Below are 12,851 nucleotides of genomic sequence, written 5' to 3'. Positions count from 1 at the left end.
TACTTAATTATATAGCGAAATAAAGGATACTCATACAAAAATTTGTATTTTCGAGTAGAATGTCATCATCAGCATTTAGAGGTGGATATGAAAAACACTGAAATTTTATTAACAATTAAACTTCAACAAGCGGTCTTTATTGATCCCAAACGCATTCGTTTGCTTAAAGAAATTCAGCAATGCGGCTCAATCAATCAAGCGGCTAAAAATGCCAACGTCAGCTATAAAAGCGCATGGGATCATCTTGAGGCAATGAATAAAATCAGTCCCAGCCCTTTATTAGAACGCAATACCGGCGGGAAAAACGGCGGAGGCACAGCATTAACCGGTTATGCGGAACGCTTACTCCAACTTTATGATTTACTGGAGAAAACACAAGATAACGCTTTTCGAATTTTACAAGATGAAAACCTACCGCTTGATAGCCTACTCACGGCAACCGCCCGCTTTTCCCTGCAAAGTAGTGCACGCAATCAATTCTTCGGCAAAGTGGCACGTCAACGCATTATTGATTCCCGTTGCGTGGTAGATGTGGAAGTCGCTCATTTACCGGAACCAATGCAAGTTTCGATTACTACAAAAAGTGCCGCACGCTTAAAGCTGATGACAGAAAAAGAAGTGATGTTGATGTTTAAAGCACCTTGGGTAAAAATCACTGAACAGCCCTTAGATAATCAGGTAAACCAATTTCCGGTTACGATAAAATCACTTGATGAGGAAGAAGCGATCTTACAATTCGATAATACTGAAATTGAATTTTGCGCCACGATAAACCAGCCGAATAACTACCAAATCGCACAACAGGTTTGGGTGCATGTTGATCAGGAACAGATTATCTTGGCAACATTAGGATAATTGAACAAAAAAAGAGGCTTGTTTAAAACAAGCCCTTCTTATTAGTTTTCTTCCAACTCATCTGCCATTGCCGCTAAGATTTCACGTGTTAAATATGCGAGGGAACGATAAAACGGCAAAGTCGCGTAGGTTTCCACTTGAGTTAAAAATTTTGCCGCACAAGGCAATAAAAACGCCTCAAATAAAGTTTTTTGAGCGGAAACGGAATCTACATTGTCTTCGAGCCAAGAAGCGGTAAGTAAAAGCAAGGAAAAATGATCCGCATTGTCAATTTCAGGCATACCACGTTCGTGACGAAATGCGATGAAATCCGCAACATCAATAGCATAAGCAGAAATTGATGTTGCCACTTTGCCCTCGGAGCCAAAGAGTTTTTGATATTCTTGGTCGAGTAAGGATAAATCAATTTTTAGTTGGAGATTATCTAATGCCGCCTCGCTTTCTTTATCGGCTTCCAATACCCAAACTTGGTTTAAGCCTTTTTGTTGAAGCCAATCAAACGCACCTGCAAGAATCGGATCTGTCGGTGCACGATAAAATAAATTACCGAATAAACGGCTGATTAAGGAAAAATGATTCAGTTGTTTTTCAGTGCTCATTGACAATTTCCTTTTAAAAGTGCGGTCAATTTTTCCCGTGTTTTTTGTTCAGCCGTCTCAATCATTGCAAGGCGTGCCTCATCATCAATCAAATGAATATCGCCGAACAATTCATATTCCACGTTTAAAATGCCGCAATAATTAAATAAGCCGTTTATTAAACAATGATTCAATGATTTATCTACACCAAATTCTTTGTATTTACCCACACTGCTACCAATGGTGATAAATTGTTGCATTTGTTTACCTTGAAGCAACCCTACGGATTCTCCATTTTCCGTTTTATAAGCAAATCCATGGCTTAATACGCGATCCAAATATCCCTTTAAAATTGCAGGAAATCCCATCCACCAAAGCGGATAAACCAAAGTAATCAAATCCGCTTGGCGAATCAGTTGATGTTCATATTTTATTTCTTCGGGAATAATACCTTGGTTTGCTGCCTGCAGTTCTTCAAAGGAAATAATCGGATTAAAATCCAAGCTGTAAAGATCACGAAACCATGTATTTACGCCAAGTTCTTGACCGGCTTTTGCTACACGATCCGCAATGGCCCGCCCAAAACTTCCTTTAGAATTCGGGTGGGCAAAAATAATAAGATGATTCATTTTGTTACCTTTTTCACAATAAGCGTTATACCGTCTACCCGAACAACTTTGACGAGATCATTCACCGCAAGATGCTCCCCTTGAATACGCCAAGTCGTATCACCAAAAGCACCGCGCCCAATGCCGTTTGCCGCAATTTCTTGTACTGTGCCTTGTTTATCAAGCATAGCGTGATCACGCTGATTTAATGTGCTATGAGATTGATCCCGGTGATCTTTAGTATGTTGATACTTCCACCAAATCACCGATAGCATACCGGCTAAGACGGCATAAAAAATGACAAGCCCTGCGAACGAAAAAGTCGGGAAAATAAATTGAAGTAGTGCGGTAACTAATGCCGCAAGTCCCCACCACAGTAAAAATACACCCGGCACGATTATTTCAGCGATAAGCAAGACAAATCCCAACACCAGCCAATGCCATAATGTCCACGCAGTCAACCATTCCGCCATATAGCCTCCCTTATAGAGAAAAGTGCGGTCATAAAATCCATAAATTTCAACCGCACTAAAAAAATGAAATAACGATTAGGCTTTTTTATCGCCTTTCAATAATTCCGCAATTCCTGCCACAGAACCGATCAAATTCCCCGCTTCTAACGGCATAAGTACGACTTTACTATTTTGCGCACCACCGATTTCCTTGAGGGCTTCCGTATATTTTTGTGCAATGAAGTAATTGATTGCTTTCGTATCACCGGTTGCAATGGCTTCGGATACCATTTGCGTTGCTTTCGCCTCCGCTTCGGCCGCACGCTCACGCGCTTCCGCTTGTAAAAAGGCTTCCTGACGCTCCCCTTCCGCTTTCAAAATACGTGCTTGTTTTTCCCCTTCGGCACGCAAAATTTCGGCTTGGCGAACCCCTTCTGCTTCCAACACTTCCGCACGTTTGTTACGTTCCGCTTTCATTTGTGCGTTCATCGAATCAATTAATTCACGTGGCGGGCGCACATCACGAATTTCAATTCGGGTCACTTTAATCCCCCAAGGGTTGGTTGCCTCATCTACAATCGCAAGTAAGCGACCATTAATCGCATCACGTTGCGAAAGCATTTCGTCCAACTCCATCGAACCTAGCACAGTACGAATATTTGTCATTGTCAAATTGATGATGGCTTGCTCAAGATGGTTTACTTCATAAGCGGCACGGCGTGCATCAATCACTTGCACGAAACACACCGCATCAATGGATACGTTAGCATTATCTTTAGAAATCACCTCTTGTGAGGGAATATCTAACACTTGTTCCATCATATTGATTTTACGACCGACACGATCCACAAACGGCACAACCAAATTCAACCCCGGCATTAAAGTGCGGGTATAACGCCCGAAGCGTTCGATCGTCCAGTTATAACCTTGTGGCACGGTTTTAACCGTTGAAAACAAAATCACCACGACAAGCACAAGAAAAACTAATGTAGCAATGGTTAATCCATCCATTTTTTATTCCCTCTTTTGAGTTAAGTCAGCGACAAAAAGTCTAACAAATTAGACCGCACTTTGTACATAAGAATGTCCCCCCTGCCCCAAAATAAAAAAGGCGAACTTTCGTCCACCTTCTTAAACTTAATTACGCACTGTTCTTACGTTCTTCTTCCATGCATACTGCGGCGGTAAATAGCACGTCGGTTGATGAATTCAGCGCTGTTTCGGTAGAATCTTGTAAGATTCCTATAATAAAGCCAACACCAATCATCTGCGCAGCAACATCATCAGACACGCCGAATAAACTACAAGCCAGCGGAATCAATAATAATGAGCCTCCCGCAACCCCCGATGCACCACAAGCACACAATGCGGCAACGATACTCAACAATACGGCGCTAACAAAAGAAATCTCTATACCTAACGTATGAACCGCCGCTAAAGTCAGTATAGTAATCGTAATGGCCGCCCCCGCCATATTAATATTTGCACCAAGCGGGATTGCAACAGAATAGGTTTCTTCGTCAAGATTCAAACGCTTTGCCAAACCGATATTGACCGGAATATTTGCTGCAGAACTACGAGTAAAGAACGCGGTAACACCACTTTCGCGTACACAAGTCCATACCAACGGATATGGATTTTTACGAATTTTCCAATAAACCAAAACCGGATTTAAAACAAATGCAGTGAATAGCATTGTACCGATTAATACCGATAATAAATGTACGTATCCGCCTAATGCCTCTAATCCTTTATCCGATAAGGTTTCAGCCACTAAACCGAATACACCGAACGGCGCAAATGAAATAATCACGTGTACGATTTTTGAAATCGCTTCGGCAAAATCCGCTACCACTTGTTTGGTTGATTCGGAAGCATAGCGTAATGCAATCCCCAAACCGATAGACCAAGCCAACACGCCGATAAAGTTCGCTTTAAAAATTGCATTTAACGGATTATCCACTACATTAAGCACCAATGTTAACAAAACTTGGCTCACGGATTGAGGCGCCGAGCTTGCATCTTCCTTCACTGACAATGCCACTTCGGAAGGGAAAAGCATACTTGCCACGACAGCCGCAACCGCCGCTAAAAACGTGCCTAATAAATAAAGCACAACGATTTCTTTCATATTATTTTTTGAGCCGACTTTTTTATTTGCCAAAGCCGCCATAACAAGGAAGAAAATCAAAATAGGCGCAACTGCACGTAAGGCTTTTACAAAAATTTGACCAAGCACACCTACTGTTGCGGCAAGATCAAAACCTAAAGATTGGTGGAGGTGTTTATTTACCCACGCAACAAGGATTCCAAGGATAAGACCAATAGCAATTCGCTTTACCAAATTGCCTTGAAAAAGAAAATGTAATAAACGTGATACATTCATAATAATATTAAATAAAAGTAAGATTAAACTTCGGATCATCGCTGATCCCCCCAAGCTAGGCAAAGATAGCCTAAATTTTATTTAAAAGAAAACGTTTTCTTCTCTTTTTTTAGGAGGTTAAGAATTTTATGACGTTTACTATATTTTTTCTAAAATTTTGCTAAATAAAAAAATTTTTTCTACCCAATGTTGACAGACTGTATAGAACACCAGTATATTATCACCTGTATAAATAACCAATTATTTTTTAACCAAAGGAAAACCTGATGATGAATTACGCAAATACTGCCACTCAAAATGAGACAACGTTTTCTTATCATCCGATACCATTTTTCAACGATATCGAAAAAAGATCCACATTCAGTAAAAAACTGGATCTAAATCTCTATTGCATTAAACGTCCGCAACAAACTTGCTTTATTCGCGTAACGAATCCGAATATGCTTGCATGGGGAATTGAACAAGGCGATATGTTAGTCGTTGAAAAAAATGAGATGCTTTCGGAAGGCGATCTTGTGGTGCTTAAAGTTGAAAATGAATTTCACGTTTATGAATTCATCGCACATAACAATGAGTTTATGTTTATGGCACTTGATTCTCAAATGAGAAATATTAAAACCAAAAATTGGGCAGATTTATCAATTGTCGGCACGGTAACAAATACGATCCACCAAATTCAGCCGAAGCGTAATACGCTGAAATTTGCGGCCTAATTCGAAGAAAAAGTGCGGTCATAAAATACAATGAATTTTACGATATTATGCAGCAGTTGCACAAAAAAATTTGATTATGTTGGTAGGGGCGGGTCCTGTACCCGCCCGAAACTATTTAACAAAATAGCACCTTAATCATAAAGATCTTCTCCGTTTTTACGGGTTCTCAGTAATTGTAAGATCCAAACATATTGCTCCGGTGTCGGCGTGACAAAAGATTCGATCTCTTCATTCATTGCACGGGCGGATTGTTCGGGATCATCGCTTAGTTCCATAGCGGGGTGAATTTCCATTTCATATTTTCCACTTTCGGCGTTGTAACGTGGAAACATCGGAATAACGACCGCTTTCGCAAGTTTCGCCATTTTGTTTAAGCCCGGTAAAGTTGCTTTATAAGTTGAGAAGAAATCCACAAACACACTCTGCTCTGCACCGAAATCTTCATCGGGTAAGTAATACCCCATTTCGCCTTTGCGCACATAATTTAAAAAAGGTTTAATACCGTTCTGACGCGCATGCATTTTTCCACCGAAACGCTGACGTGTGATCGTCCAAAGCCAATCGACCAACGGGTTACGATGAGGGTTATACATTGAGGTCATCGGCATACCATGAGTGTGTAAAATAATACCGGAGGCATCAATCGCCCAGCCGTGCGGTACCATTAAAATAATGTTATACCCTTCCGCTTTCGCTTTTTGAATATGCTCAATGCCAATAAATTCGCTGCGTTTTTGTAAATGCTTTTTGGAACGAACGGCAATCTCGCCGATACCTAACATCACCTGTCCGACAACGGTAAACATTTTGTCAATCACCTGTTCACGTTGTTGTTCCGTCCAATTCGGAAAGCATAATTGCAAATTGGTTTGTGCCCGCTTACGTTGCTTTAACGCTTTGCGTCCAATCCATTTACCCAGTTTTCCGGCAATCTTATCGCGCAGACGAAAAGGAATCATCGCCAACAACAGCAAAAGTAAAATACCAACCCATATTCCCCAATATTGAGGTTTTAAATACGACCATGAAAAATGAGGTTCATAACCAACTCGAGCCGTTAAACGTATATTTTTTTGAGAATCCGTCATAACAAAATTATTGTGAAATCGACCGCACTTTAAAAATTAAACCAACCTTGATCATACGCCATTTTGGCGGTCATAGTGAATGACATCATGACAACCATGGGACGAATGAGTGTTTTGCCTCTTGTCATCACCATTTTAGCTCCCCACGTTGCCCCCACAGAACTACCTAGCATCATCACAATCCCTACTGTCCATAAGATTTGTCCGCCGGCTAAGAAAAATAAAAAAGAAGCAAGGTTTGAGGTAAAGTTCATCACTTTGGCATGTGCGGTTGCTTTCGCCAAATTAAAGCCTAATAGCACTACACAAGCCAAATTCATAATGGAGCCGGTTCCCGGTCCAAAAAATCCATCATAAAAACCTAAAAAAGGACTAACTATTAAGCCAAAAACAAAGTAATTTAAACGTTGTTTACGATCACTTTCCCCCAATGTCGGGGTAAATAAAAAATACAGACCGATAGCTAGAATCAACCATGGCAACAATTTTTTGAAAACCGAGACATCCATCAGTTGAATCATTATTGTGCCGGTCGCAGAACCTAAAAAAACACAGATGAGAATAAACCAAAATTCCCGCAAATTGACCGCTCTTTTACGCAGAAAGTACATACTGGCTGAAAATGCACCGCCCATTGCTTGTAACTTGTTTGTGCCTAAAGCGGCGGCCGGGGGGATTCCTGTCATCAACAAGGCGGGAATGGTAATTAAGCCACCGCCACCTGCAATCGCATCAATAAATGCGGCAACAAACGCCACAACGAAAAGTACCGCTAAAACATCAATGCCTAATTCCATTTTCTCTTCCCAGTATCTTACTTAGCCTTACTCTAACCATTCGTGTCGATTCGGTGAACTTAGCACCTGTTGACATAAAAACGGTTCAGGCGGAATAACTTTAGGTTTGTTTGCTCCGGCACTTGTTTTTTTCGGTTCAAACCATGAATAAAGTTCATCACCACAACCGTCTCCGGCGGGAATCGGTGCTTGATCTTCGCAATATGCGGCATCTGCAGGGCATTTTAAACGTACGTGAAAGTGCGAATCATGACCAAACCAAGGACGGATTTTATGCAACCATCCTCGATCATTACCGGCTGTTTGACAAAGTTTTAGTTTAATTGCCGGATTCACAAAAATACGGGTAACATTCGGATCGGCTGTCGCCAACTTAATGAGTGTAGCATGGTGGTTATTCCATACCCGCTCATCAACCCGTTGTGCTTGGCGATTAACAACCAGTAATCCTTTTCCATCAGAATTAAGGGCATCCTTATCCGACATCGCCCCCATACGCAACCAAATATCCGCATCCAAGCCCATTTGATGACTTGCGTGCCCCGTTAAAAAACGTCCGCCCCCCGGCATAGCGATATCGCCCACAAGTATTGTCGGTAAACCTGCGGCCTTGGCTTTTTCCCCCAAACGTTTAAGGTATCGAATCATATCCGGATGTCCGTAATAACGATTACGGTTCATACGAATCACTTGATAACCTTCTCCCTTTGCAGGTAAGGCTTGTGCGCCAATAATACAGCCATTGGAATAACTACCGATGGGTTTGGCTTTACCGTCATCACTCGGAATAGGACGTTTAATTTGTTGCCAATCTTGCGGAGATGCTTGTAAATTTAAAGAAAAAAGTGCGGTAAAAATGACCGCAGTTTTCAGTAAAAATTTTTCCATTTTGTTACTCATTTTATCGGCATTATGCCACAGTTACACATTATATTATTTGCACTGAGCTTTAAAGCGTAATAGATGATCCAATAACACAATCGCCATCATTGCTTCTGCAATAGGTACGGCGCGAATCCCTACGCAAGGGTCGTGACGGCCTTTAGTGACTACTTCTACCGGTTCACCCGTTAAATTGATAGAACGCCCCGGAATGGTGATACTGGAAGTCGGTTTCAAAGCGATTGTTGCAACAATCGGTTGACCTGAACTAATACCGCCCAAAATACCGCCTGCGTGATTGCTTTCAAAACCCGTTGGAGTCATTTCATCACGATGTTGGCTCCCTCGTTGTTTCACCACTTCAAAACCATCGCCGATTTCCACACCTTTCACCGCATTAATTCCCATCAATGCGTGCGCAAGATCCGCATCCAAACGATCGAATACCGGCTCGCCTAACCCTACGGGAACGTTTTCGGCAATCACCGTAAGTTTCGCCCCAATGGAGTCGCCTTCCTTTTTTAGCTCGCGAATTAATTCATCAAATTTTTCGACCGCACTTTCATCAGGACAAAAAAACGGGTTGCTATTTACTTTTTCCCAATCAATTTTTCCGACTGTCTGCGGTGCAATTTTTACCTCACCGATTTGACTTAAAAAACCACGCACTTCAATGCCGAACTGTTCACGCAAATATTTTTTCGCAATAGCTCCTGCCGCTACACGCATTGCGGTTTCACGCGCAGAAGAACGTCCGCCGCCACGATAATCGCGAATCCCATATTTCTGTTGATAGGTAAAATCAGCGTGCCCCGGGCGGAAGCGATCTTTAATTTCGCCATAATCTTGAGAGCGTTGATCGCCGTTTTTAATGATCATACCAATACTGGTGCCGGTGGTTTTACCTTCAAAAACACCGGACAAAATTTGCACTTCATCCGCTTCACGGCGCGGCGTGGTGTAACGGGATGTCCCCGGTTTACGGCGATCTAAATCAGGTTGAATATCCGCTTCGGACAGTGCCATATTCGGCGGAATGCCGTCTACGATACAACCAAGTGCGATGCCATGCGATTCACCAAAGGTAGTCACACGGAAAAGTTGTCCAATTGTGTTGCCTGCCATACTTTACCTCTTGTTTTCTCTTATTTTGCGGCTAATTTTGTGCTGTTCGCCTCGACGAAAGAAATTTCTTCACCCGTATCATTATTTTTAATAAAGACATCAAGTTGATTAAATGCAATATCAATATTATTTTCGGCAAAGAGTTCGTTAATCCGGCGATTGAGTGCATCAATGGTATTTGTGCGTTCAGAAAGCTGTCCTACGTAGACACGCAATTCGTGATCCAATGTGCTTGCCCCGAAAGTTAAGAAAAATGCTCTCGGTTCAGGATCTTTTAAAATCGTCGGCTGTTCATTGGCGGCTTGGAGTAATAATTTTTTCACCAATTCCAAATCAGAACCATAGGCAACTCCAACGCTCACCACTAAACGGGTCATCGTATTTGAAAGCGCCCAGTTGATCACCTGTCCCGTAACAAAGGATTTATTCGGTACAATCACTTCTTTCCGATCAAAATCAATCAATGTAATCGCACGAATCCGAATTTTCGCAACCGTGCCGCTTACGCCGTTAATCGTTACCGTATCTCCCACTCGGATCGGTCGTTCAAAAAGCAAGATAATACCGGAAACAAAGTTTGCGAAAATTTCTTGCATACCGAAACCAAGACCGACAGAAAGTGCAGCGAATAGCCATTGTAATTTCGACCAAGACATTCCCAATGTTGCAAATGCCCACGCACTACCAATGGCAACGGTAATATAGGTTAATAATGTAGTAATAGTGTAAGGTGTTCCTTGCGATAATTTCAGTCGCGAGAAAAGCATCACTTCCAAAATTCCTGAAATATTGCGCACCAATACATAGGTGATCACGACAATAACCAAAGCGACCAATAAATTAAAGAGCGTAATACTTTCCGACACATTCGCACCATCAACGACAGAAATTTGTTGCCATAATGTGATATCACGCAAATAACTGGCTACTGTTACAAGATCCGACCAAACAAAGTAAAAAATAGCGAACAATGCTGTCCAGATAAAGAGATCAGCAAAACGTAATAATTGATTTCTCACTTCATTTAACGCTAACCCTTCCTCTTGATCATTCATTACAACCACATCATCTGAAGGTGAACCATCATTAAATTCTTCTGCTTTTTGACGACGTTTTTCCATTAAGCGACGATGTGCCAAACGGCGAGATGATACCGTAATTCCACGGTAAATCACGTTACGTAAAATAAACCAAATGCACCAAGCAATATAAGAATTGATGATATGCTGAATAAGATTTAATACAGTGTAGTAATACCCCAACACTACTAAGATGATAAACCCGATTGGTGTAAGCTGTAGCAAAATCTGAATCGCTTTTACGATAAGATTATTGCGTTGCAATTGATGTTCTTCATAAGCACGCAATGCACGATTAAAACGAGGTGCAATAATTACAAGGCAGAAAACAAGTGAAGCAATAGTAATTAATTCACCCAATACATCATTCGCCAAACCATTATCCAGCGCATAACTAAATACCGAGGTATTTAATAACAGTATAACTGCGATAATGATACGTTTTATTACGCCGCGAAATCTTTCCGCATCCGATTGGGCGAAACCGAAATGTTGTACAAAAATGCCGTTCGGACGATAAATCGCAAACCACACATTAAAGAACCACCAATAGCCTGCCATTCGGAACGACCAATCCCAAAATTCTTGTGGGTTACGGAAGAAGAAAAAACCGATCAATTGACAAACCGCTAAGAACCAAAGTGTGCCGGATAAATTTAATAATCCGGTTAATATTAACGCCAACGGTGTATGCCACTGCGTATCCGCACGCAAGGTATTTATTTCACCGTTAATCATTGCTAAGCGTTGCTTAATTTTTGGTTTGAATTTTAAAATCGCCCCACCAATCAACAATAGAAGAAAGACATAAGTGAGCAACGATGGCAAATTATCATAATTAGTCGGCAATCCTAAATGCTTTACAATGCTATTAACTTGTTCATTTAATGACATCGGCAACATCTTCAGCCAGTCTAAATTAATCGGGTTAGTACTTTTTACCCAGAAACTTTGTTGCTCTAACTTTGACTGAATTTGATCGCTAATCTGCGTAATTTGCTGTTGGGTGAGTTCTAAAGAAATCGCTAAATTTAACTGATTATTTAGTGACTTAATAAGATCAGATCCCATTTTGCGGCGTTCTGTAAACAAACTTATCAACTGTGTCTTTTCTGCCGCTGTAAAGGTTTGATCTTCGTCCGTTTCAATTTTTTGAATATAGGCGTCAAGATCGTATAACTCATTACGACGCTGGGTAATATCAAAAATTTGTACTCGTAAATCGGCAATTTCCTTTGATAACCCTTGAATATTTAAGTTTGTCGGTAATTTTTGTTTTTGTTGTTGAATAATACGCGAAAGCACTAACGTCCCTTGCAAAGCACTAATTTGTTCATCAAGAGTACGCTGTGTTTGAGTTAAGTTATCCAACACATTACGCATTCTGAGTTCATCTTGCGTCAGCGTATTTGTTTTTTCTGTTTGCTGTAACAAAAACTGACTTAGCTGGGCATTGAAATCCAAGGCTTTCTGAATGTAGTCATTTTTAACCGCACTTTGTTGTCGTTGCTGTGCTTGTTCAACCTTATCTTGGGTTTGTTCCAAATTCTTTTGATTAATCGCCTCCTGAATTGCCGCTATCTGCTGTTGCTGAAGCTGCTGTTTCATATTCAACAAGTCATAGCGACTTTGATAAAGCAAAGAAAGCTGATCACTGTTTTTCAATAACGTTTGATTGGCGTTATTTTTGAGATCAATAAGCTGCAATTCCAACTGGTATTGCTGTTGCAATTCGCTACTTAATGCGCTATCGGAAAGTTGTTGGTTTAACTCTTGGCTACGTTTTAAATTATCCGCCAATGTAGTTTGCGCACGCTCTGAAACGGAACTCTGCCCGGCAACTAAAGTATTAGCTGCCGTCAATTCAATTTGTGTTTCCTGCTGCTGAGCATTGAGTTTATCAAGCGTCTCTTGTAAATCATCTAATGAACGCGCCTTATAATCATCAGACTTTACTTGCTCTAATGATTTCTTCAGACGCTGTAATTCCGTGGTATTTTTTTGGATCTCCGCATCTGCACTATTCAGTGCATTATCTAATTCGTTATTATTTTTTTGCTGAGTTTGAATGCGTTGCAACAAATTAAGCGAGCCTTGTAACCGCTCAATCTTTGTTTTTTTCAACTCCCCATCAGCCATTTTCTGCGCAATCGCCAAATCAGCGTTCAAACTTTGCTCGGTCGGCAAAGATGTTGCCTGCTCCGCCACAGCCGGATAAGATAACGCAAAGCCCATAATAAGACTTGCGGAAAGTGCGGTTAAAAAACGGGATAATTTCATATTCTTCC

The 12,851-nt window shown here is 41.1% G+C and carries 12 protein-coding genes; 2 read left to right on the top strand and 10 right to left on the bottom strand.

What is annotated here, in order from left to right; genetic code table 11:
• Positions 1-87: 87 nt before the first annotated feature.
• Positions 88-855: a TOBE domain-containing protein gene (locus HEMROJRC1_RS07765; RefSeq protein ID WP_226692377.1), complete on the top strand. Its 768-nt coding sequence runs from the start codon at positions 88-90 to the stop codon at positions 853-855.
• A gap of 41 nt (positions 856-896) precedes the next feature.
• On the opposite strand, the gene HEMROJRC1_RS07760 is transcribed toward HEMROJRC1_RS07765, so the two are convergent.
• The 5 genes from HEMROJRC1_RS07760 to sstT all read right to left on the bottom strand — a co-directional run bounded on the left by HEMROJRC1_RS07760 (position 897) and on the right by sstT (position 4,879).
• Positions 897-1,454: a molecular chaperone gene (locus HEMROJRC1_RS07760; protein ID WP_226692376.1), complete on the bottom strand. Its 558-nt coding sequence runs from the start codon at positions 1,452-1,454 to the stop codon at positions 897-899.
• Entirely contained in the window at positions 1,451-2,062 is a 612-nt protein-coding gene (locus tag HEMROJRC1_RS07755) for an NAD(P)H-dependent oxidoreductase (protein WP_226692375.1), read from the bottom strand. The genes HEMROJRC1_RS07760 and HEMROJRC1_RS07755 overlap by 4 nt, the downstream gene beginning before the upstream one ends.
• Positions 2,059-2,514, bottom strand: a complete 456-nt coding sequence (locus HEMROJRC1_RS07750; RefSeq protein WP_226692374.1) for an NfeD family protein — start codon at positions 2,512-2,514, stop codon at positions 2,059-2,061. The genes HEMROJRC1_RS07755 and HEMROJRC1_RS07750 overlap by 4 nt, the downstream gene beginning before the upstream one ends.
• A gap of 75 nt (positions 2,515-2,589) precedes the next feature.
• Positions 2,590-3,504 (bottom strand): SPFH domain-containing protein, encoded by a 915-nt coding sequence (locus HEMROJRC1_RS07745; protein WP_226692373.1) that lies wholly within the window; start codon positions 3,502-3,504, stop codon positions 2,590-2,592.
• Between the two features lie 130 nt (positions 3,505-3,634).
• Entirely contained in the window at positions 3,635-4,879 is a 1,245-nt protein-coding gene (gene sstT, locus HEMROJRC1_RS07740; protein ID WP_226692955.1) for a serine/threonine transporter SstT, read from the bottom strand.
• Positions 4,880-5,148: 269 nt separating this feature from the next.
• Between sstT and HEMROJRC1_RS07735 the strand changes: the two genes are divergently transcribed.
• Entirely contained in the window at positions 5,149-5,592 is a 444-nt protein-coding gene (locus HEMROJRC1_RS07735) for a LexA family protein (protein WP_374707302.1), read from the top strand.
• Positions 5,593-5,723: 131 nt separating this feature from the next.
• Here the strand turns inward: HEMROJRC1_RS07735 and lpxM are convergent, their stop codons facing one another.
• Genes lpxM through mscK form a run of 5 tightly spaced genes read right to left on the bottom strand, consistent with a single transcriptional unit; the run spans position 5,724 to position 12,843 of the window.
• Positions 5,724-6,680: a lauroyl-Kdo(2)-lipid IV(A) myristoyltransferase gene (gene lpxM / locus HEMROJRC1_RS07730; RefSeq protein ID WP_226692371.1), complete on the bottom strand. Its 957-nt coding sequence runs from the start codon at positions 6,678-6,680 to the stop codon at positions 5,724-5,726.
• A 29-nt stretch (positions 6,681-6,709) separates the two neighbouring features.
• The gene (locus tag HEMROJRC1_RS07725; protein WP_226692370.1) at positions 6,710-7,477 is read right to left on the bottom strand and encodes a TSUP family transporter; all 768 of its coding nucleotides are present in this window, start codon (positions 7,475-7,477) and stop codon (positions 6,710-6,712) included.
• Positions 7,478-7,504: 27 nt separating this feature from the next.
• Complete coding sequence (gene mepA, locus HEMROJRC1_RS07720; RefSeq protein WP_226692369.1) at positions 7,505-8,365, bottom strand: penicillin-insensitive murein endopeptidase; 861 nt, start codon at positions 8,363-8,365, stop codon at positions 7,505-7,507.
• Positions 8,366-8,410: 45 nt separating this feature from the next.
• A complete protein-coding gene (aroC, locus tag HEMROJRC1_RS07715) occupies positions 8,411-9,484 on the bottom strand; it encodes a chorismate synthase (protein ID WP_226692368.1) in 1,074 nt (357 codons plus the stop codon).
• 20 nt (positions 9,485-9,504) lie between these two features.
• Entirely contained in the window at positions 9,505-12,843 is a 3,339-nt protein-coding gene (gene mscK / locus HEMROJRC1_RS07710; protein ID WP_226692367.1) for a mechanosensitive channel MscK, read from the bottom strand.
• Between the last annotated feature and the right edge of the window lie 8 nt (positions 12,844-12,851).

The sequence above is a fragment of the Rodentibacter sp. JRC1 genome (assembly GCF_020521555.1).
Taxonomy (GTDB): Bacteria; Pseudomonadota; Gammaproteobacteria; order Enterobacterales; family Pasteurellaceae; genus Rodentibacter; species Rodentibacter abscessus.
This window is presented reverse-complemented; position numbering and strand designations above follow the sequence as displayed.

What these genes read in the sequence shown, in the direction of transcription:
- HEMROJRC1_RS07765 (WP_226692377.1), top strand. Translation starts at nt 88, where the DNA reads ATGAAAAACACTGAAATTTTATTAACAATTAAACTTCAACAAGCGGTC.
- HEMROJRC1_RS07760 (WP_226692376.1), bottom strand. Translation starts at nt 1,454, where the DNA reads ATGAGCACTGAAAAACAACTGAATCATTTTTCCTTAATCAGCCGTTTA.
- HEMROJRC1_RS07755 (WP_226692375.1), bottom strand. Translation starts at nt 2,062, where the DNA reads ATGAATCATCTTATTATTTTTGCCCACCCGAATTCTAAAGGAAGTTTT.
- HEMROJRC1_RS07750 (WP_226692374.1), bottom strand. Translation starts at nt 2,514, where the DNA reads ATGGCGGAATGGTTGACTGCGTGGACATTATGGCATTGGCTGGTGTTG.
- HEMROJRC1_RS07745 (WP_226692373.1), bottom strand. Translation starts at nt 3,504, where the DNA reads ATGGATGGATTAACCATTGCTACATTAGTTTTTCTTGTGCTTGTCGTG.
- sstT (WP_226692955.1), bottom strand. Translation starts at nt 4,879, where the DNA reads ATGAATGTATCACGTTTATTACATTTTCTTTTTCAAGGCAATTTGGTA.
- HEMROJRC1_RS07735 (WP_374707302.1), top strand. Translation starts at nt 5,149, where the DNA reads ATGAATTACGCAAATACTGCCACTCAAAATGAGACAACGTTTTCTTAT.
- lpxM (WP_226692371.1), bottom strand. Translation starts at nt 6,680, where the DNA reads ATGACGGATTCTCAAAAAAATATACGTTTAACGGCTCGAGTTGGTTAT.
- HEMROJRC1_RS07725 (WP_226692370.1), bottom strand. Translation starts at nt 7,477, where the DNA reads ATGGAATTAGGCATTGATGTTTTAGCGGTACTTTTCGTTGTGGCGTTT.
- mepA (WP_226692369.1), bottom strand. Translation starts at nt 8,365, where the DNA reads ATGGAAAAATTTTTACTGAAAACTGCGGTCATTTTTACCGCACTTTTT.
- aroC (WP_226692368.1), bottom strand. Translation starts at nt 9,484, where the DNA reads ATGGCAGGCAACACAATTGGACAACTTTTCCGTGTGACTACCTTTGGT.
- mscK (WP_226692367.1), bottom strand. Translation starts at nt 12,843, where the DNA reads ATGAAATTATCCCGTTTTTTAACCGCACTTTCCGCAAGTCTTATTATG.